Consider the following 19,549-nt stretch of genomic DNA (forward strand, 5'->3'; position numbering starts at 1 on the left):
ATCGACCATGCATCATCGGAAAATACAGACTGTATCATGCTCATGACAAAGAGCTATGCAGTGCGCTCCGTCTTTCAAGACCTAACAGGCCCTAAAAATGGGATCGTATTGTACGTTATCATCGACGCTCGACAGGAGAACGACGTTCGCAGGGGTGATTGTCCCGTAATCGAGAGCAAGAGGATTCTGCATGTAACCCAGTGCCCAGGCGCTGAACGTGTGAGAAAATTCTTGCGCCATATAAGCGACCGCATGAGCAACGACGACGAATCCCGTTGTCATCAGGGCGAATGCAAGGATACTGCCGTCAGTTCGTTTCAATCTGCCGCCTAACTTATTGTGACTGTTGATGTGGGTTGGAAAAGGACAGCGCCAAAATTTCCCTCTCGTATGATCAGTCTCGAGCGCCTCCCCCTGTCTCAGGGGCGACGTCGCATTGGAGCCAGGGGAAGCGCATTCGGCCGACTACCCTTCCCAGACGCCTCCAACAGGTTGAAACGCGTAGCCAACGTTACGGAATAAACGCGACGCCCGTGATCTCGACTTTCCAGTCTGGGTTGGCGAGTTTCGCCTCGACCGTAGCGCGGGCAGGCTTGTTGCCTCGGTCCAGCCAGGCGTCCCATGCTCGATTCATCGCCGCGATATCGTTGATGTCGGTGAGGAAAATTTGCACGGATAAAATATTGCTCTTGCTGGTTCCTGCTTCGGCCAGCAGAGCGTCGATCTGCTTCAGGATGTCGGCGGTTTGTCCCTCGACGTCGAGGGTGGCGTCATCAGCGACCTGTCCGGCCAGATAGACGATATTGCCGCAGATAGAAGCTCCACTGAGGCGTTCTTCGGGGGCGAGGCGTTTAATCGTCATGGATGAAAACCTATGTTTTGTGGTAGCGCGCTGTGTAGCACACATGGCGTCGCGCGTGAGCGGCGCGACAAAGGTCGATATCTGCCGCCCTGGCAGCCGCAGTCCTTGAGCCGCATGAATGCACTCTCGGTTTAAAAATGCGTCATGCCTCCAGCTACATGACAGACATGGCACGCACGCGGCGGACCCGATTTGCGATGCTCTTCCGCGAATTTGAGATGGCAGCTTTCGCACTGGCCATGAAACTGCTCCTCAATGACGCCTGAGAGCGATGGCGTGTTCTTGTGACACGCTATGCATCCCTGAAACGGCCAGGAAGAGAGTCTGGCCTCGGTGTAGTTGTGATGGCATGTGACGCAATTGAACGCGACGTGGGCCTTGTGCGGAAAATCGAGGGGCATGAGCGGGCGCGTCTTCGCTGCGTGCGGAGCGCCGGATAACGTCCACCACAGAGCAGCGCTTCCACAAAGTGCGCCGATGACAATTATCGTCGCCGCGCGCCACGAAGCGATCAGGCGGTCGATCACCATGCCCGCCAATGCAGGAGCGCCGCGCCCAGAAACGGCAAAGCAACGCCAAGAGAGAGCATAACCATAGCGACCGGGGCGGCGAACCGCGCCGTATCGCGTGCGCGTTTTCCGGGGGGGCGGTGCGGTCGCACTGCCTGGCGCGACGCCCAGGGCAGTGCGACCGCACCGCCCGCAAGTGCGGCGAACGCCACTGACGGCCAGAAACCAGCGAGGCGTAGCCCTGCCAGCCATGCATGGGCGCCCGATGCGCACAGCAACAGCGTCGCGCAAACCGAATGACTGCGGCGGAACAGCGTGGCCGTTCCGAACGCTGCGCGTCGGACAGGCGGCAGGCTGGCGAATGTCGCGATCGCAAGCAGCGTAGCGGCGACGACTCCCGTCTGCATCACGCCGGTGATCGGGGGCAGCAGATCCTCGAGGAGTTGCGGTTCAGCCCAGAGACTGAAACCGATATGCCAGGCGACAAAGGCGAGCAGCATGTAAGCGCCGTATTCATGCAGCCGGATGAAAAATTTGCCTTCATAGAATGGCGTGGAAAGTGGTCGCCCCGTCAGCGCGAACATTTGCAACAATACAAACAGCGCCGAAAAACCGCACAGCATCGACACGTCCCATAGCAGGCCGAGCGTGGGGACCGGGCTGAGAAGAAGGATAGCGCCAACGAAAACAAGGAACGCGTAAGCAATGCGGCGCGAAAGCCATGCCCAACCAGCCACAATCATTAACGCCAAACTCCACTCAATTCGACAGGCAGGCGCGAAACTCTGGCGCGTAGCGACGATACTGGAACGATACGGCTTACGGGATGGAATTCTGATCTTGCGTCGCCACCGACCGTGTTAACTTAACAACTGTATCGCTTTTCGTGAGGGAGACTGCCGATGAGCGCGCTTGGCGTATTCAGGAAAACGCTCGCCGCCGCGAGTCCGCCAGAAGGTGCGGATCTTGCGCTACAGGCGATCTGGTGGGCTGGACGGGGCGACTGGACACAGGCGCATGAGTGCGCGCAGGCCAATGAAGGCGACCCGGATTGCGATTGGGCGCACGCATGGCTGCATCGCAAGGAAGGCGATCTCGGCAACGCACGCTACTGGTATCGGTGCGCGGGGCGTCCAACGCCGACCAGTAGTCTTGAGCAGGAATGGATGGAAATTGCGACCACTCTACTTGCTCGTCCGCTGACGACGCTCAGGGCGGAAAGCTAAAAGACAGGTTCCGGATAACGGCACTGACACAAGCTTCCTGTTGACACTCTGCGGTTTGAGGTGCTGTCTACCGCCCGGTTTCGGCCCCTTTGGGGGCGTTGACCGATCTCAACCGTCGATCCCGCATACCTTCGGATATCTTCGAAGACCGGGGTAAGTCGTTTCGCCTCACCGCGACGCGCAGGAATTGTCGGCTCTAAACGGGCCGGCAGGGAAATATCGTTTCACATGGCTTCTGCCACACTCACCACAACCGATCATTTTGGCGGCGAAGACTTCGCCTCTCTGCTCGACGAGACCCTCGGCCTGGACACGGGCTTTGAAGGTTCCGTCGTCAAGGGGCATGTCGTCCGCCTGACCGACGAATTCGCCATCGTCGACGTCGGCCTGAAGAGCGAAGGCCGCGTCGCCCTCAAGGAATTCGGCCCGCCGGGCGTCGCCCACGAGGTCAAGCCGGGCGACGTCATTGAGCTGTACGTCGAGCGCTACGAAGACCGTGACGGCACGATCGTCCTGTCGCGTGAGAAGGCGCGTCGCGAAGAGGCCTGGACGAACCTGGAGAAGGCTTTCGAAGCCAACCAGCGCGTCAACGGCACGATCTACGGACGCGTCAAGGGCGGCTTCACGGTCGACCTCGGCGGCGCCATGGCGTTCCTTCCCGGCAGCCAGGTCGACATCCGTCCCGTGCGCGACGTCGGCCCGCTGATGGGCGTTCCGCAGCCCTTCCAGATCCTGAAGATGGACCGCGCCCGCGGCAACATCGTCGTCTCGCGTCGCGCGGTCCTCGAAGAGACCCGTGCGGAGCAGCGCAGCGAGCTGATCCAGGGCCTGAAGGAAGGCATGATCCTCGACGGCGTGGTGAAGAACATCACCGACTACGGCGCGTTCGTGGACCTCGGCGGCGTCGATGGCCTCCTGCATGTCACCGACATCGCCTGGAAGCGCATCAACCACCCGTCCGAAGCCCTGCAGATCGGTCAGCCGGTTCGCGTGCAGGTCATCCGCTTCAACCCGGACACGCAGCGCATTTCTCTCGGCATGAAGCAGCTTGAGGCTGATCCGTGGGAGAACGTGGCGATCAAGTATCCGCCGGGCGCGCGTTACAGCGGTCGCGTCACCAACATCACCGACTACGGCGCGTTCGTTGAGCTCGAGCCGGGCGTCGAGGGTCTGGTGCACGTTTCCGAGATGTCCTGGACGAAGAAAAACGTCCATCCGGGCAAGATCGTCGCCACTTCGCAGGAAGTCGACGTCATGGTCCTGGACGTGGACAGCGGCAAGCGTCGTATCTCGCTCGGCCTGAAGCAGGTTCAGCGCAACCCGTGGGAGCAGTTCGCCGAAGAGCACAAGATCGGCTCGACGGTCGAGGGCGAGATCCGCAACATCACCGAGTTCGGCCTGTTCATCGGCCTGTCCGCGGACATCGACGGCATGGTCCACATGTCCGACCTGTCCTGGGACGAGGCCGGCGAAGTCGCCATCACGCACTACGAGAAGGGCCAGGTCGTTCAGGCCAAGGTTCTCGACGTGGACGTGGAGAAAGAGCGCATCTCGCTCGGCATCAAGCAGCTTCAGGAAGACCCGGCGGCCGACGCGCTGTCGAGCGTCCAGAAGGGCGCCGTCGTCACCTGCATCGTCACCGCTGTTCAGAGCAACGGCATCGAGGTGAAGGTGGACGACGTTCTGACCGGCTTCATCCGTCGCGCCGAACTGGCGCGCGACAAGGCCGAGCAGCGTCCGGAGCGCTTCGCAGTTGGCGAGCGTGTTGACGCGAAGATCGTCTCGGTCGACCGCGCAGCCCGCAAGCTGGCCCTGACCATCCGCGGCCGTGAGGTCGAGGAAGACAAGGCTGCGATCAACGAATACGGCTCGTCCGACAGCGGCGCGTCGCTGGGCGATATCCTTGGCGCTGCGATCCGTCGCCGCAACACGGACGCCTGATAAGTCACGACAGGACGGCAGCCGTATGGCTGCGTCCTTACTGACTGACGTTACGGAAATGGCGCCCTTCGGGGCGCCATTTTTGGTTGTAGACAGGATGTCGCGATCCGTCGGTGTCTTCGTGCGCAGCTTTGCGGGACGCGTCGAGCAGTTTTCACCGACGCTTATTATCCAGAATAAACCTCTTCATCGGGCGTCGCGGCCCGGCGGAACACGCTTCCGTCGAATTTCCCTCACGCAAGGCCTTGCGCGTCGGCGCCAGCCAACCGACATCGATCACACTGACTATGCTCGTCGTCTAAGCGCCGGGCGTCGAGGCGACGCAGCAGTCCAATCAAGAAAAAGGACACGCGCGCCATGTCTACTCCCCTGCACAGCATCCTTGCCGAGAAAGGTTGGGACGTCATCACCGTGTTGGATACCGATCCCCTGCCCCGCGTCTGTGAGACATTGGCGCGACATGGGGTTGGCGGCGCTCCGGTTCTGGATGGCGCCGGGCGTCTGGTCGGTCTGGTGTCGGAGCGAAAGATCGTCGAAGCGGTGGCGCTTCACCCTGCCGGCCTTGGCGCTCTGGTCGCCCGCGACGTGATGGCGGCGAACACGCCGGTCGCGACGCCCGACGAAGACAGCCTCAATACGGCGCGACGGATGACCCGCACTCACTGTCGCCATATGCCGGTCGTGGACAACGGTCGTCTGGTCGGTCTGGTCAGTATCGGCGATCTCGTTAAATATCGGATCGAACATGCCGAACATCTGGCCGAAGAGTTGCAGAACTACGTATCGAATAGTGGACACGCTTCGGTGAAAGTTTCCGGAATATAAAATTTCTTGATAGAGACGTGGGGAAACGGCAATCAATTGTCTGCCTGCCTCACGCATCCAGCCGCCGCTCATAATTCCCCTGATGTGAAGCCCTGATCTTTGGTTCCGTGTTCTACCTCTGTCAGGGAAAGGGCTTCATTGAAGCGTGTGAGCGGTCAGTTGCGTTTATACCGCCCGGCGAACAGGGCCTGACGCCACTCGTTCATCAGGATATTGATATTGCGCTGTTGAACACAGAGAATGCCCAAATTTTAGATGCGCGCATCAAGTCCGAATTTACATGTGGGATTGACCGCCCCCAAGACGTGATCGTCGGGTGATGTCTTGCTCATAGTTAAAATGGTCATTCGTGTCGGCGTTATTCGCGCAGCTTGAGACGCAAAGCGAGGTGAAGATTACTGCGATAAAAATCGATGCTCTCACAACATTCTCCTCAAGATCAATTGTCGGGAGTGTCGGTTAAGATGAAGACTGCGGTTTGTAATATTAAGTCTAACAGATGCTATGATAATTGGTTGCTGACCCGATTATTTAATTACGCCTTGTGGTCGCAAGGTAGTGTGTCCGTGATCCGTTGCTACGTGTTTGGGCTCTACTGCGGCAAACGGAGCCACACCGGGGAAGCGGCGCCGATCAATGCGAAAATGTGCTCGATATAAACGACCTTCTATCCGGCTACGGCAATATATGCCTCTCAGCGCGCAAGCTTTACACGGTGACGATCAGATCGTTTCTGAAGCCCGGCGTCGAGAAGCGTGGTCCTGCTGGGTTGCAGACGATACGGGCGCCGCCCGGATGCCGCATGTCTCCAACGGCATGAATGTGGCCGTGAACCCATAAATCTATGTCTCGACGCCAGAAAATATCCGAAAGATCAGAAGCGTATAGGCCGATATTCCGTTCGCCTCTCAAATGCAACGGCACGCAGTCCAGCAACGGAGCATGGTGCGTCACGACGACCAGGGCCGTGCCGCGCGCCTTTTCGACCCCCAACAGCCGGTCGAGTTGCGCGACCTGACGTTCATGCTGCGCAAGCTCATCGCCCACCCTGACGCCGCCACGACCGTCCGGTCTCAGAAAACCTTCCCCGGTAAGAAGCCGGGGACGAACGTCGAGCCCTGAGAGACGCCCGTCCGCCCAAAGGGTGCATCCGACAAATCTGACGCCACGCAGGACACGGGCTGACTCGTCGAGCAATGTGACGCCGAAGCGCCGCGCAGCCTCTTGCGCGCGGGCCTGCTGCTGCGACAGCGTGCCACCCCAGATTTCATGATTGCCAAGGACAAACACGGCAGGACGTCCGTCGGCCAGACGCGCGACGATCTCGATCGCGCCCTCTGGATTCCCCTCCAGAATATCCCCCGCCGCCACCAGCACGTCGAATGCGGGGCGTGGTGGATCGTATGAATCTGGAGAACGTGCGTATTCTAGATGGAGATCAGAAAGTATCCACAACCGGGTCATGCCGCGCCCTTCTGCTCCTGCGGCATAGCCGGGAAATGAAGATGCGGACGTGACGTGCGAGGAGTCGATTCGGTTCCGTTACGCCCGCGTCACGGCCCGAGAGACTGTCCCTCAGCACAAAAATTAATGCGGGTCCAGTTCTTCACTTCGGTTGAACAGCGGCGACGGTCCGTTAGCCAGCCTGCTCCTTGCCGGCGGAACCGCGGAGAAGTCCCGTAGCCTCGCGCCCCGCCATAGACAGCGCGACGGCTTCCGCAATCCGAATGCCGTCGATCGCGGCGGACAGGATGCCGCCTGCGTAACCGGCGCCCTCGCCTGCAGGAAACAGACCGCCTGTATTGAGGCTGCGCCCGTCCTGACCGCGCGGGATGCGCAACGGAGAGGACGTGCGCGTCTCCACGCCCGTTAGCACTGCGTCCTCCATCGCGAACCCTGGCAGCTTTCGCGCGAATGCGGGAAGAGCCTCCCGGATCGCCTCGACAGCGAAATCAGGCAGACAGGCGGAAAGATCCGTCGGCGTGACGCCGGGCCGGTAGGACGGCGTCACGGAGCCGAGCGACGTGGAGGCGCGGCCCGCAAGAAAATCGCCCACGCGCTGCGCCGGGGCGCGGTAGTCGCCTCCTCCGGCGAGGAAGGCCTGCCGCTCCCAATGCCGCTGAAACGCCACGCCTGCCAGCGGTTCGTCCGGATAGTCCTCGCCGGGTCGCAGATCGACGACGATTCCCGCGTTGGCGTTGCGTTCGGCGCGCGAATACTGGCTCATCCCGTTGGTGACCACCCGCCCCTCCTCCGACGTGGCGGCCACCACTGTGCCGCCGGGGCACATGCAGAAGGAGTAGACGCCACGCCCGTTGGACGCGTGGTGGGCGAGTTTGTAATCGGCGGCGCCCAGCAGCGGCGAACCAGCTTGTGGTCCGAAACGGTCGGCGTCGATCAGGGATTGCGGGTGCTCTATCCGCACGCCGATAGAGAACGGCTTGGACTGCATCTCTACGCCCGCCGCCTCAAGCATGCTGAATGTGTCGCGCGCACTGTGACCGATCGCGAGAACGACATGCGACGCAGCGACTTCCTCCCCGTCGGACAGACGCAGGCCTCGTACGCTTCTCTGCTCATCGAGCATGAGTTCGTCGACCCGGGCGCTGAACCGGTATTCGCCGCCTGCGGCCTCGATCTCGGCGCGAATATGCTCGACCATCGAGACAAGCCGGAACGTGCCGATATGCGGTTTCGAGACGAACAGGATTTCCTCGGGCGCTCCCGCGCGCACGAACTCCTCCAGCACCTTGCGCCCCAGATGGCGCGGGTCGCTGACCTGACTATAAAGCTTGCCGTCGGAGAACGTCCCGGCTCCGCCCTCGCCGAACTGCACGTTGCTTTCCGGCGTCAGGACCGACCGCCGCCACAGGGCGAACGTGTCGACTGTGCGTTCGCGGACAGCCTTTCCACGCTCGAGAATCAGCGGCCGCAGTCCCATCTGCGCGAGAATCAACCCCGCCATCAGCCCGCACGGTCCGGCGCCGATCACAACCGGCCTTTGAAACGCTTCGCCTCTGGCCAATCGCGGACCTTCGACATCGACAGGGCGATAACTGGTGTCCGGCGACGGGCCAATACGCGCATCTTCGCCTGCTTTCGCCAGAATGACGGCCTCGTCCGCCACCGCGCAGTCCAGGCTGTAGACCAACATGATGCCGCCACGACGACGGGCGTCATACCCACGCCGCGCGACCCGCAGATCGAGCGCGTCGGCGTCCGCAAGGCCGAGCCTGGCGCGCGCGGCGGCGATCAGCGCTTCAGGCGCGTGGTCGAGCGGCAACCTCACCTCGGTCAGACGGATCATGAGTTCTCCATTAGGCTTCAGACGCCTGACGCGTCTCCACATGGCGGCGAGCATGCGAGCGTGGCGCCGCTGGCCCCTGACAGGAGCCACAATCGGGCGGCTCATATCACGGCAGACTGGTGATCACGAGAGAGTGGACTCATTGCGCGGAGCAATGGAGAGCGCACTGCTCCCATCCGAAGGCGACACTGTAAACTTCCCGTTTTGCGGACGGGCGGTATGGTCTATGAGACGCGGGAATCAAGTCTTCGGAACGACCTCCTGTCAACCGCGACCTGTAGCGCAAGACCGACCAAGGAGATTGCGACATGACCGCGTCCTCCACTTCTGGCGGTCACCGCCATGGTTCACCAGATGAACGCCCCCATTCTTCCCATGCGCACGATCACGCCCACGACGAAGGATCATGCGACGCCGATAACCGCGACGACGCGACGTGCGGGCCCAAATGCGACCCTGATGTAAACGTGCGACGCTCTGATGTCGGCCATGCGTGTGGCGACCACGACCATGCCGAAATCGGGAGTGACAAAAACAGCGGACGCGGCAGCCTCCACGACCACGACCACGGGCATGGTCACGACCACGGGCATGGTCACGGACACGATCACCACCATGATCATGGGCTTTTCGGGCATCACCATCACGCGCCCGCGTCGTTCGGGCTCGCTTTTGCAGCCGGCATGGCCCTCAACATGGTCTATCTGGTCGGCGAAACTGTCTGGGGTCTGCTGGCGAACTCCGTAGCGCTCCTGGCGGACGCTGGTCATAACCTGTCCGACGTGCTCGCCTTGGCCGCCGCCTGGCTGGCGGAGCGGTTGACGCGCCGAGCGCCGTCCGCGCGCTTTACCTACGGCCTGCGCCGTTCCTCTATTCTTGCTGCGCTGACCAACGCCGTAGCTTTGCTGCTCGTGACCGGCGGCGTGGCGTGGGAGGCCGTGCTGCGTCTGTTCCATCCTGTGGAGGTCGCAGGAAAAAGCGTGATGATCGTGGCGGCGCTGGGCGTGGTGGTGAATGGAGTGACCGCGCTGTTCTTCATGAGCGGTCAGAAGAATGACCTGAACCTGCGCGCCGCCTTTCTGCATATGGCGACGGACGCGGTCGCCTCCCTCGGTGTCGTAGCCACCGGCGCGCTCGTGTTGTTGACGGGGCTGGCGTGGCTGGACCCGGCCGCGAGCCTAGCCATTTCGGCGCTTATCGTTCTTACGACGTGGGGGCTGCTCAGGGACTCGCTGGATATGGCGCTCGACGGGGTGCCAAAGGGTGTTGACATCCATGGCGTCGACGCCTTTCTGCGTGATCTTCCCGACGTGACTGACCTTCACGACCTTCACGTCTGGCCAATGAGCACAACTGAAACGGCGCTCACCGTTCATCTCGTGCGCAGCGAAAATGCGACCGTTCCCAACGACGCGATTTTGCTCTCGGCGGGCCGAGAGCTGCGCGCGCGTTTCGGCGTACAGCACGCGACGTTGCAGATCGAAGTCTCGCCATGCGGTGGCGGGTGCAGCCTCGACGACGCGCTGCACGTGTGAGCCTGTCATGATGAACGCCGCCCCAATTGGGGACGCGCCGAAGCCGGACCGAAAATTCGCGCTGGCATGGGCGAGTTTTGCTGTCAGTATCGCCGCGTTCGGACTGAAATACGCAGCCTGGGTCAACACCGGCAGCGTCGCGTTGAAGGCGGACGCGCTCGAGACGATCATCAACGTCGTCGCGGCGGCGGCGGCCCTGTGGGCCATTCGCGTGGCTGAGAGGCCAGCCGACGACAACCACACCTACGGGCATTACAAGGCGGAATACCTTTCGGCGATCGTCGAGAGCGCGCTGGTGCTGGTCACCGCTTACGCCATCGGCAAAACGGCAGTGGAAGGATTTCTGAGGCCGCATCCTGAGACGGCGCCGTGGATCGGCGTCGGGCTCAACGGCGTCGCCACGCTGCTGAATCTCGCGTGGGGGCTTACGCTGCTCCGAAAAGGACGCGCGGAACGTTCGCCCGCGCTGATCGCAGGCGGTCACCATGTGATCTCGGACGTGTGGACAGGATGCGGCCTGATTGCGGGACTGTCGTTGATCCCGTTGACAGGGTGGGTCTGGCTCGACCCTGCGCTGGCTGCTCTCGTTGCGCTAAACGTGTTGCGGGTTGGCTGGGAGATGCTGCGGCAATCCGTGTCGGGATTGATGGACGAAGCCCCTGATTCTGCGACCCTTACCAAACTGCGAGAAGTAATCGCTGAAACGGCGACCGGCGCGCTGGAGGCGCATGATATCCGCATTCGCACCGTGGGGGCCATAACATTCATCGAATTTCACCTTGTGGTGCCGGGCTCGATGACGGTCGGCGTCGTGCACGAGATTTGCGACCGGATAGAGGCTGGCCTTAGGCGAGCCATCGGGCGCGCGCTGATCAATATTCATGTCGAGCCAGAAACAAAGGCCAAGCACACGGGCATCCTGCTCACGTCTCCACCGGTGGTATGACATACTGCGGCCACAGGGATGCAGGATTACGATGGCCTTAATCACCAGGACTGCGGCTGACGCCGCCGCCCGGCGAAACACTTTAGCCGACATGTGGGATTAGGACTTGGAATGATCGCCCGGCAGGCGTAAGGCCGGGACGATATTGCGCGCTGCCTCTCATTGCTGAAGAGACCCGCCGCAGCAGGAAGAACCGATGCATACGACTACCTCGACCCAAGTCGGCCGGATCAGGCACTTTCGCGACACCGCACGTATGACGACAGCGGAGTGGCGGCGGAAGCTGATCTACTGGGGCAGTTCGATCGCCGTCGGCATCGTGGCGATCAGCTTCGCGGCGCTGGCTGACAAGGCGGCTGCGCTCCGGAGCGATGTCATCAAGCACAACCCATGGTTCATGCTTTTAGTGACGCCTGCTGGCCTTGCCTTGTCGATATGGTTGACCAGACGTTTCTTCCGTGGCGCACAGGGCAGCGGCATTCCTCAGGCGATCGCCTGCATGCACCTCAACGATCTGTCTGTGGTCGATCGGGTGCTTTCGATCCGCATCGCCGCAGCCAAAATCTGCCTGACCTGTCTTGGACTCGTTGCTGGCGCTTCGATTGGCCGCGAGGGACCGACGGTGCAGGTCGGCGCGGCAATCATGAACGCGGCGGCCCGGTTCCTTCGGCTCAGCGAAATTGCGTCGCGCCGTGCGCTGGTAATGACCGGGGGAGCGGCGGGAGTGGCGGCCGCGTTCAACACACCGCTCGCCGGAATAGTGTTCGGCATTGAGGAACTGGCCCACTCTTTCGAGCACCGGACCAGCGGCACTTTGCTGACTGGAGTCGTGCTCTCGGGCGTGACGGCAATAGCGTTGGTCGGCAATTACTCGTATTTCGGGCACACCGATGTCATCGTCCCGGTTGGCGTAAGCTGGCTCGCTGTTCTCGCTTGCGGGCTGCTCGGCGGAATCGCGGGCGGGTCATTCTCGGCGATACTGATTAGAGCCTCATCCGGCTTGCCAGGCGCATTCGGCCGCTTCGTGGCGCAGCGGCCCATTCTGTTCGCCGCGCTTTGCGGTCTGGTGCTGGCTATTATCGGTGTGGCCTCCGGCGGCATGACATACGGCACCGGCTACGCGCAGGCCCGCGCCATCATTCAGGGCGATGAGCATTACCCGGCTTCGTATTTTGTCCTGAAATATTGCGCCACCATCATTTCCTACTGTTCCGGCATTCCGGGCGGACTGTTCGCTCCGTCGCTGTCTGTCGGCGCGGGCATCGGTGGCTGGATCGCGCAGTTCCTGCCTCACACGACGCCTGGCGCCGTAGTGCTTCTGGGCACGGTGGCGTATTTTTCCGCCGTCGTACAGGCGCCGTTGACCGCCACGGTCATCGTGATGGAAATGTGCGACAATCAGCAGGTCACGCTCGCGCTTTTGGCCAGTTCATTCCTTGCGTTCGGCGTCTCGCGCATGATCTGCAAGCAGCCGCTTTATGGCGCGCTGGCGGAGCGGTTTCTTCGTTCGGTCGATCCGGAAGCGCACAACGGTGAAGCGCCAAAGTATCCTTCCAAGGAAGATTGAGCGGCATTCGTCAGAGAGTGGCCTGCGAAATCGTAGCTGCGAGAAATCTTTCCATCTTATTGTCTAAAAAGCATTACTGCCCGTTCAGGCATGCCCTGCCTGAGCAAGCCCTGCCCTAGAGGCTTAACCCGGCGTGAAGGCCGAGAATCAACGCGTCCCTCACGCGGCGCCCCGAAACGTAAACCCCGCCGCTTGGCGCGATCAGTCCTTGCAAATCCGGTTGCAGCGACAGCCAGGAGGAAAGTTGCGCGCGGTAGGTCAATTCCAGATGGTACTCGTTCTGCCGGGCTTCCGTTCGCCCTGACGGTTCAGTCGTGGTCAGGAAACGGCTTGGCGCGGCGTACCCGAACCCAAACGCCACGAGGTCGTGTCGTCGACCGAACGGCCGATGTAGCGACAGCCCAGCGTCCAGCGCGGAGACGATCTCGTTACGATCCGCCAGTCCCGTATATTGCCAGCGAACAAAACCGTGCAGCCGTCCGACGGCGGGGTCGCGAAACAGCGTTTGGTCCAATATCGCATAAACCAGCCAGTTGCCACGGCGCTGCGTGCTTGCGTCGGCCTGAAGCGGAAATGTCCCGCTGTCCACAATCACGCCAGCCTTGTAAGAGCCCAGCAGTTTTCCGATGCTGACGCTGTGCTGCGCCTCGGCCATCGCCAGCGTGCCAGTGCCGAAGTTAAAACGTGTGCCCGAGGGATCCTGATTCTGGTTCCAGGGGTCGTTCGGGTTGTTGAATGTCCGTGCGCCTGTCGGATTGTCGTCGCCGACAGCGATGAGCAGGGTCCAGTCATCGGATACGTCATATCGCAGCCTGAGCGCCGGCGTTGCGAGGGGTGAGGCTGGCCCCTGATCGTAGAGATTGTTGCTGGGCATCATCGGCCAGCCGAAAGACCCGTTGAGCAGGTCCTGAGCCGTGTCGCTGACCATGAAGTCGCGACTGAGGTCCAGTTTGCCTATGCGAACCTCGATCGCGTCGCCAGAAGGATGATACGAGTAAGCAAGTTCATAGAGACGCAGGTTGGGATCGGCCTCGCTCGTCGAGGTCTGGTTGAATGCGTAAAGCGGAACGTTGCTGAAGGGGCGTCCGCGAATATCGACGCCGCTGACCTCCAGTTCGCCCCACTGCCCTTCCCTGTCCGCCCCACCATGATACAGGCGCGCCAGATCGAGCGTGACGTCGACGACCGTCGCCCCGATGTAATTGGCCGACGATCGGGACCCACCGACAGGGTTGGTCCAGAACTCTTCGCTGTCGCCGATGTCTATATTGACGCCAGCCTGCCGCCAACGATCCTTGATCCCTGACCATCCGTGAAGCTCGTCGTCTCCGGCCGCCTCGGCCGGGCGCGGCGTTGCAGAAAGCAGAGCCGTCACCCCGAACAGCGTCCGCCCAATCAGGATAAGGCTACCCAAAAACCTCGAGATCTTTGGGTATGATGGCGGCTCGGTTGCAGTCCGGGTTGCAGATTCTGCAAGAAGTTCGTGAGATGGCAGGTACGGAGCGCGACCGTAAGCCGTCATGGCGCCACCATTTTCTGGTGCGCCATCAGAGGCAGGAGGAGTTGTTCATGCGCCAGCATCTTCATCGGCTGACCGTCGACACGCGTGGCAAAGGATTGACGCCAATCACCCGGCCGATTGTCGACTGGGTGGAGCAGAGCGGCGTGGATGTGGGATTGCTGACGTTGTGGTGTCGGCACACGTCCTGCTCCTTGACGGTTCAGGAGAACGCCGATCCGACGGTGCGCCATGATATCGGTCGGTTTTTTGAGAGGCTCGTGCCGGAAGAACGCGGACGTTATGTCCATGACTACGAAGGTCCTGACGACATGCCCGCCCATCTGCGGACCATGTTGACCGACACGTCGATGAGCATCCCCGTGACCGAAGGGCGCCCCGTTCTTGGGACATGGCAGGGGCTCTATCTTTTCGAGCACAGGGCCGCACCGCACAGGCGGGAAATCGTGTTGCATCTTCTAGGAGAATCGTGACGATGGGCGTTCGGCCGACCCGTCATCGCTGGCCCGACGCGTCTGGTGCGATGTTGTCGACCGCGATGAATGTGTCGGCTGACACGTTCATGGTCGTGCCTCCTGTTGCGTCCTGCGCCTGATTTGCGGCGATGCCGCTGGTCAGGGACCGTAGTTCCATCAGTTCCTGACGCACGTCGTCGAGAATTTCGACCAAAGCTGCGTGATCGGCGTCGGCGCGCGCTTCGCTGCTTCGCGCGAGGATAGCGCTTCCGACAGCCAGAGCGGGCAATGCGATGAGCTGAATCGCGTTGCTGATATAGAGAAGCGTGTTCTGCCATCCGGGAGCCACCATCGGGATGAGCGAAAACACGGTAAACGCGTAAACGCACCAGATGCTGCCGAAAAGCACTGTCATCCGCACGGCCAGCCAGTCGTTAAAGCGAACCACTGCGCTCGCCTCGGAAGAGTGTTCCATCGCTTTTTCCAGCTTGTGAGGCGCATGGAGCATCGACAGTAGGGAACGGGGCATGATGCGCTTCACGACTTGACTTTCTCCGGCGGGAATTTCTGCGGAAGATCGCGTCTACGGACAATAATCTGCAGACCGTGAGGTCCACATTTGCAAAACCACGGAGCGCATATACGTGCAAGGCTGCGGTTTGCGCGCCTGCTTTTCGTTTGACGCGCGTTATCTGCCGCCGCTCTGGTCTATGCCTGCGGTGGAATCCGCGTTTTCCCCCGCGTCCGAATCTGCTGAGGCGTCCGCATTCTCTCGTGTGCCAGCGTCGGGAGGCGCTGCTTGCGTCTGCTGAGCTACCGGTTTGAAGGACATCGTCGATCCCGAGGGTGTGATCAGATTATAGCTCACCATGATAATGACGTTGAACGGCGTTGATGGTGGGCGCGAGCATCGCAGGCCGCGAAGAAAACTGAGCGTCGAATCGTTCAGGATCGGATGCCCGCTGCCGCGCAGAATCCGGACGTTCCGTACGGTGCCGTTGGCCGCCAGTGAAAAACCCGCGTACACAATGCCTTCCTCGCCACGCTGGCGGGCGAGAGGCGGATAAATCTTCGGAGGCGTCGCACACGACGCGCCGCCGTCACTAAAACTGGAGCCGCCCTGCCCGGCTGAGGTCTTGGCTTCGCTGAGACGCTTGCCTGTTGTGCCGTTCGGGCTCGCGACGTCTGCATCCTTCGCAGGCGCGTCTTTTTCATGTGGAACCTTATGGGTCAGGACGCTCGCCGAGTCCTGACCGTCGCCAACATGCACGGTCGCCATATGACTGGCGCCGGAAAGCGTCGGTTCTTTCGAACCTGTGGGGCGCGGCGGCACTATCGGAAGAAGCGGTTCGCCGGAACCTGGCCAGGGAATGAGTTCATCGGCGACGGGTGCGGGCGCCTGAACAGGCGGCGCGGCGTCCGGCAAAGGTGGCGGCGCAGGGATCGGATCAATCGACGCCTGACCGTGGTCGAACAGAACCTGAACATCCGCGAGAGCGAACGGGACAGGTTTTTCTTCAGGTGTCCTGTGCATGGCGATCCATGCCAGAACAAGCGCCAGATGAATCAGAAGCGCCGCCGCGAACAGACGACCGTCGAGGTGTCGATCCTCGGACGATCGACGCCCCAGACGGGTCATCCCGGGGCGAATTTTCACGGGGAGCTTCGGAACCGACAACTCTCGCCTCACCCTGCGCGACGCTATGATGCCTGCCGCCATGCCGCCCTTGGCCAAACAGGCGCTTATGACCGTCTGTTCATATCACACAGATTCGGCGCGGCGCAGATGTTTCGCCGCGTCAAAGTGACGCCTATTGCTCGCCGAGACGGGCGTATATCTTCAGGTAGTCTTCCGCCATGCGGCGTGCAGTGAAACGCTCGTCGAAGCGTTTGCGAATCTGCTCGGCATTCGTTTCGGCGAGGCGCGGGAATGCGGCGATAGCCTCGGCTTCGCTGTCGACAATCAGACCGGTAAGGCCGTCCTCCAGAACCTCTGGCACCGACCCGCGGCGCAACGCGACAACCGGCGTTCCACACGCCATCGCCTCGATCATGACCAACCCGAACGGCTCCGGCCAGTCGATCGGCATGAGAAGGGCCTTGGCGCCGGACAGGAAGGCCGGCTTCTGCGCGTCGTTGATCTCTCCAATCAACTCGACGCCCTCGCCCAACATCGGGACGATTTCCTTCTCGAAGTATTCCGCGTCCACACGGTCGATCTTCGCAGCGATTTTCAGCGGCAGCCCGACTGCGCGCGCGATGCGGATCGCCTTGTCGACGCCCTTTTCCGGACAGATACGCCCGAGGAACGCGAGGTAGTCGCGTGGTCCCGGCTGGGGCGTCAGCAGCTTCTCGGGCAGCCCATGCAGCACCGTTCCAACATAGTTGGCCTGCGGCAATGGCTGGCGCTGGTTGTTCGAGATGGAGACGATCGGCACGTCCGGGAACGCGTCGAACACTGGCTGCAGTTCCATCAGATCCAGCCGCCCGTGCATCGTCGTGACGAACGGCGTCTTCTGGCGGCTGAAATATGTGAAGGGCCAGTAGTCCATGTGAAAATGCAGGACATCAAACTGATCCGCCAGACGCGCGACCCGTTCCATCAGCAACATATGTGGAGCGATGGGATCGCGAATCGCCGGATCGAGACGCAAGGCCCGGGGCCATACAGCGTCCAGATTCGCCTTCGTCACGCTGTCGCCGCTTGCGAACAGGGTGACGTCATGCCCCATGGCGACGAGCTCGTCGGTGAGGAAGGAAACCACGCGTTCTGTGCCCCCATACAGCTTGGGGGGCACGGCTTCATGGAGAGGCGCGATCTGGGCGATACGCATTGACCGGAGGACTCCATCGGTTGTGATTGAATATTGCGACTGCCGACAACGCCTATCGGCGTAGGCCTCCGCAGACAAGCGGGTTATGGCGAACCGGTTATCGAGAGAGAAAGCGAACCATGCGCTTTCGTCCTCTGTCACGAACGTTTACAAGGGCAGAAAGTTGACTGGAGAGGTGCGAGCGCATGGACGGTCACGCTTGAAGCGCGACGACGGGATTACGGTTTCCGACGAACAACTGCCGAAATACGCGGGCCGACCGGGCCGTTTCATTGCGTGCTATGCGCGCCGCCACGCCGTGTCCCACGCGATGGTGTTCGGATTCGTGACGATCGCCGTCGCCTGCGCGGTGTTCTCTTCCTACGCAATCCGCCATCTGGTCGACACCATGAACGCCAGCCAGCATGGCGATATGCTGGCTGTTTGGCGCGCTGTCGCCTGGCTGGCTGTGGTGATCGCCGCCGACAACATGTCCTGGCGCGTCGCGGGCTGGTTCGCGGCGAAAACCTTTGTCGACGTGACAGGCGACGTCCGCCGGGATCTGTTTCGTTATCTCACCGGCCATTCTACGAGCTATTTTTCGGATCGGATGCCGGCGGCTCTCGCCGCCCGGATATCCACGGCCGGCAACGCCAGCTTCACGCTGGAGAGCCTGCTGGCGTGGAACGTATTGCCTCCCTGCCTCAACGTGGTGCTGTCGATCACGCTGATGCTGACCGTCAGCCCTTTGATGGGCGGGGTCATCATCGTTCTGTCCGCCGCCCTTGCATATTTGATGTTCCGTATGGCGCAGGCCGGACGGGAGCTGCACGCGACGTATGCGTCTGACGCGGCAGGCGTGGATGGCGAAATGCAGGACGTCGTGGGCAATCTGCCGCTGGTCCGCACCTTCGGGATGCTCGGTTACGAGCGTAGACGGCTCGCATCCGTGCTTCGCACGGAGATGGCGTCCCGTGGCCGCTCGTTACGTTATCTGGAGCGGTTGCGACTCGTTCACGCTGCGCTGACCGCGATTCTCACTGCCGGCTTGCTGGTGTGGGTCGTCCTGCTGTGGCGCAATGGCGCAGCCAGCGTCGGTGACGTCGTGATGGTTATAACGCTCGGATTTATGATTCTGCACGGCACGCGCGACCTTGCGGTGGCGCTTGTGGAGATGATCCAGCACCTCGCGCGACTCGGCGAAACGTTGTCCACGATTCTGCTCACCCACGAAATGCGCGATCAGGTTGATGCGGTCGGCTTCCGCCAGGCACAACGAGGCGAGGTCACATTCGATGACGTGACGTTTGCCTACCCCGGCGGCCCCAACGTGCTGGAGCATTTCCATCTTCATGTCGCGCCGGGTTCGCGGGTCGGTCTCGTCGGCCGCTCGGGGTCAGGCAAGAGCACTGTGCTGGCCTTGCTGCAGAGACAACGTTACGTGCAAGGCGGCGCAGTAATTATAGATCGCGAGAATATCGGCGCGCTGACCGAGACTGCGTTGCGGTCGTGCATGTCAGTGGTACCGCAGGAAGTGTCGTTGTTGCGCCGCTCGGTGGGCGACAATATCCGCTACGGTAAGCCTGAGGCTACGGACGATGAAGTTCGGACCGCAGCGGACGCCGCCGGATGCACCGATTTTATTATGGCTCTACCGGAAGGGTTTGCGACAGAAGTCGGAGACAGGGGCGTAAAATTGTCGGGCGGCCAGAGACAGCGCCTCGCGATTGCGCGCGCTTTCCTGCGCAACGCACCTATCCTTATCCTTGATGAGGCGACCAGCGCGCTCGACAGCGAAAGCGAGCATCACGTGCAGATGGCCTTGTCGCGCCTGATGGTGGGACGCACGGTGATCGCCGTGGCGCACCGTTTGTCGACTCTGAAGGATTTCGATCGGATCGTTGTGATGCAGAAGGGACGGATCGTGGAGGATGGTTCGCCCGGCGAACTGGAACGCCGCGATGGCCCCTATCGTGAGTTTCTCTCGCGACAGGCGATGGAGATCGCGCCGATCTGAGATGCCCGGTCGCACGCACAAAAGAGG

General features: G+C 61.4%; 18 protein-coding genes. 9 read left to right on the forward strand and 9 right to left on the reverse strand.

Annotation, left to right across the window (positions count from 1 at the left end; translation table 11 throughout):
• Nucleotides 1-333, forward strand: a 333-nt coding sequence (locus G442_RS25920) for a hypothetical protein (RefSeq protein WP_211229157.1), incomplete at its 5' end; no start/stop codon positions are given.
• A gap of 178 nt (nt 334-511) precedes the next feature.
• Here the strand turns inward: G442_RS25920 and G442_RS0115420 are convergent.
• The 3 genes from G442_RS0115420 to G442_RS25240 form a co-directional block, all read right to left on the reverse strand.
• Nucleotides 512-862: a RidA family protein gene (locus G442_RS0115420; protein ID WP_026398707.1), complete on the reverse strand. Its 351-nt coding sequence runs from the start codon at nt 860-862 to the stop codon at nt 512-514.
• Nucleotides 863-993: 131 nt separating this feature from the next.
• Nucleotides 994-1,392 (reverse strand): cytochrome c3 family protein, encoded by a 399-nt coding sequence (locus G442_RS25600; RefSeq protein ID WP_051292406.1) that lies wholly within the window; start codon nt 1,390-1,392, stop codon nt 994-996.
• Complete coding sequence (locus tag G442_RS25240) at nt 1,386-2,114, reverse strand: ferric reductase-like transmembrane domain-containing protein (protein ID WP_051292407.1); 729 nt, start codon at nt 2,112-2,114, stop codon at nt 1,386-1,388. The genes G442_RS25600 and G442_RS25240 overlap by 7 nt, the downstream gene beginning before the upstream one ends.
• A gap of 159 nt (nt 2,115-2,273) precedes the next feature.
• Here G442_RS25240 and G442_RS0115435 point away from each other — a divergent pair, with 159 nt between their 5' ends.
• From G442_RS0115435 to G442_RS0115445, 3 genes are all read left to right on the forward strand, one after another.
• Complete coding sequence (locus tag G442_RS0115435) at nt 2,274-2,597, forward strand: hypothetical protein (RefSeq protein WP_026398708.1); 324 nt, start codon at nt 2,274-2,276, stop codon at nt 2,595-2,597.
• A gap of 228 nt (nt 2,598-2,825) precedes the next feature.
• A complete protein-coding gene (gene rpsA / locus G442_RS0115440; protein ID WP_026398709.1) occupies nt 2,826-4,538 on the forward strand; it encodes a 30S ribosomal protein S1 in 1,713 nt (570 codons plus the stop codon).
• A gap of 357 nt (nt 4,539-4,895) precedes the next feature.
• Nucleotides 4,896-5,363: a CBS domain-containing protein gene (locus G442_RS0115445; RefSeq protein ID WP_026398710.1), complete on the forward strand. Its 468-nt coding sequence runs from the start codon at nt 4,896-4,898 to the stop codon at nt 5,361-5,363.
• Nucleotides 5,364-6,071: 708 nt separating this feature from the next.
• On the opposite strand, the gene G442_RS0115455 is transcribed toward G442_RS0115445, so the two are convergent.
• A complete protein-coding gene (locus G442_RS0115455; RefSeq protein ID WP_026398712.1) occupies nt 6,072-6,827 on the reverse strand; it encodes a metallophosphoesterase in 756 nt (251 codons plus the stop codon).
• Between the two features lie 172 nt (nt 6,828-6,999).
• The gene (locus G442_RS0115460) at nt 7,000-8,670 is read right to left on the reverse strand and encodes an NAD(P)/FAD-dependent oxidoreductase (protein WP_026398713.1); all 1,671 of its coding nucleotides are present in this window, start codon (nt 8,668-8,670) and stop codon (nt 7,000-7,002) included.
• A gap of 308 nt (nt 8,671-8,978) precedes the next feature.
• On the opposite strand from G442_RS0115460, the gene G442_RS22730 reads away from it, so the two are divergent.
• The 3 genes from G442_RS22730 (at nt 8,979) to G442_RS22735 (ending at nt 12,718) form a co-directional block, all read left to right on the forward strand.
• Nucleotides 8,979-10,205 (forward strand): cation diffusion facilitator family transporter, encoded by a 1,227-nt coding sequence (locus tag G442_RS22730; protein WP_084440649.1) that lies wholly within the window; start codon nt 8,979-8,981, stop codon nt 10,203-10,205.
• Nucleotides 10,206-10,212: 7 nt separating this feature from the next.
• Nucleotides 10,213-11,151, forward strand: coding sequence for a cation diffusion facilitator family transporter (locus G442_RS0115470; RefSeq protein WP_246789486.1), 939 nt, complete (start codon nt 10,213-10,215; stop codon nt 11,149-11,151).
• A gap of 196 nt (nt 11,152-11,347) precedes the next feature.
• Nucleotides 11,348-12,718, forward strand: coding sequence for a chloride channel protein (locus G442_RS22735; protein ID WP_051292409.1), 1,371 nt, complete (start codon nt 11,348-11,350; stop codon nt 12,716-12,718).
• A gap of 115 nt (nt 12,719-12,833) precedes the next feature.
• Here the strand turns inward: G442_RS22735 and G442_RS22740 are convergent, their stop codons facing one another.
• Nucleotides 12,834-14,132 carry a carbohydrate porin gene (locus G442_RS22740; RefSeq protein WP_246789487.1) on the reverse strand — a complete coding sequence of 433 codons (1,299 nt, stop codon included), beginning with the start codon at nt 14,130-14,132 and terminating at the stop codon, nt 12,834-12,836.
• A 155-nt stretch (nt 14,133-14,287) separates the two neighbouring features.
• Here G442_RS22740 and G442_RS0115485 point away from each other — a divergent pair, with 155 nt between their 5' ends.
• Entirely contained in the window at nt 14,288-14,710 is a 423-nt protein-coding gene (locus G442_RS0115485; RefSeq protein ID WP_026398715.1) for a secondary thiamine-phosphate synthase enzyme YjbQ, read from the forward strand.
• Nucleotides 14,711-14,732: 22 nt separating this feature from the next.
• On the opposite strand, the gene G442_RS0115490 is transcribed toward G442_RS0115485, so the two are convergent.
• The 3 genes from G442_RS0115490 to G442_RS0115500 form a co-directional block, all read right to left on the reverse strand.
• Nucleotides 14,733-15,167 carry a hypothetical protein gene (locus G442_RS0115490; protein ID WP_026398716.1) on the reverse strand — a complete coding sequence of 145 codons (435 nt, stop codon included), beginning with the start codon at nt 15,165-15,167 and terminating at the stop codon, nt 14,733-14,735.
• 213 nt (nt 15,168-15,380) lie between these two features.
• Entirely contained in the window at nt 15,381-16,349 is a 969-nt protein-coding gene (locus tag G442_RS0115495; RefSeq protein WP_161628380.1) for an energy transducer TonB, read from the reverse strand.
• Nucleotides 16,350-16,503: 154 nt separating this feature from the next.
• Nucleotides 16,504-17,526: a glycosyltransferase family 4 protein gene (locus G442_RS0115500; RefSeq protein WP_026398718.1), complete on the reverse strand. Its 1,023-nt coding sequence runs from the start codon at nt 17,524-17,526 to the stop codon at nt 16,504-16,506.
• A 199-nt stretch (nt 17,527-17,725) separates the two neighbouring features.
• Here G442_RS0115500 and G442_RS0115505 point away from each other — a divergent pair, with 199 nt between their 5' ends.
• On the forward strand, nt 17,726-19,522 hold the full coding sequence (locus tag G442_RS0115505) for an ABC transporter ATP-binding protein (protein ID WP_026398719.1): 1,797 nt from the start codon (nt 17,726-17,728) through the stop codon (nt 19,520-19,522).
• Nucleotides 19,523-19,549: the final 27 nt, after the last annotated feature.

The organism is Acetobacter nitrogenifigens DSM 23921 = NBRC 105050 (genome assembly GCF_000429165.1).
GTDB classification, from domain to species: Bacteria; Pseudomonadota; Alphaproteobacteria; order Acetobacterales; family Acetobacteraceae; genus Acetobacter; species Acetobacter nitrogenifigens.

Coding starts and splice junctions, on each gene's coding strand:
- G442_RS0115445 (WP_026398710.1), top strand. CDS start 4,896: ATGTCTACTCCCCTGCACAGCATCCTTGCCGAGAAAGGTTGGGACGTC.
- G442_RS22730 (WP_084440649.1), top strand. CDS start 8,979: ATGACCGCGTCCTCCACTTCTGGCGGTCACCGCCATGGTTCACCAGAT.
- rpsA (WP_026398709.1), top strand. CDS start 2,826: ATGGCTTCTGCCACACTCACCACAACCGATCATTTTGGCGGCGAAGAC.
- G442_RS22735 (WP_051292409.1), top strand. CDS start 11,348: ATGCATACGACTACCTCGACCCAAGTCGGCCGGATCAGGCACTTTCGC.
- G442_RS0115500 (WP_026398718.1), bottom strand. CDS start 17,526: ATGCGTATCGCCCAGATCGCGCCTCTCCATGAAGCCGTGCCCCCCAAG.
- G442_RS25600 (WP_051292406.1), bottom strand. CDS start 1,392: ATGGTGATCGACCGCCTGATCGCTTCGTGGCGCGCGGCGACGATAATT.
- G442_RS0115485 (WP_026398715.1), top strand. CDS start 14,288: ATGCGCCAGCATCTTCATCGGCTGACCGTCGACACGCGTGGCAAAGGA.
- G442_RS0115435 (WP_026398708.1), top strand. CDS start 2,274: ATGAGCGCGCTTGGCGTATTCAGGAAAACGCTCGCCGCCGCGAGTCCG.
- G442_RS0115470 (WP_246789486.1), top strand. CDS start 10,213: ATGATGAACGCCGCCCCAATTGGGGACGCGCCGAAGCCGGACCGAAAA.
- G442_RS0115460 (WP_026398713.1), bottom strand. CDS start 8,670: ATGATCCGTCTGACCGAGGTGAGGTTGCCGCTCGACCACGCGCCTGAA.
- G442_RS25240 (WP_051292407.1), bottom strand. CDS start 2,114: ATGATTGTGGCTGGTTGGGCATGGCTTTCGCGCCGCATTGCTTACGCG.
- G442_RS0115455 (WP_026398712.1), bottom strand. CDS start 6,827: ATGACCCGGTTGTGGATACTTTCTGATCTCCATCTAGAATACGCACGT.
- G442_RS0115420 (WP_026398707.1), bottom strand. CDS start 862: ATGACGATTAAACGCCTCGCCCCCGAAGAACGCCTCAGTGGAGCTTCT.
- G442_RS0115490 (WP_026398716.1), bottom strand. CDS start 15,167: ATGGAACACTCTTCCGAGGCGAGCGCAGTGGTTCGCTTTAACGACTGG.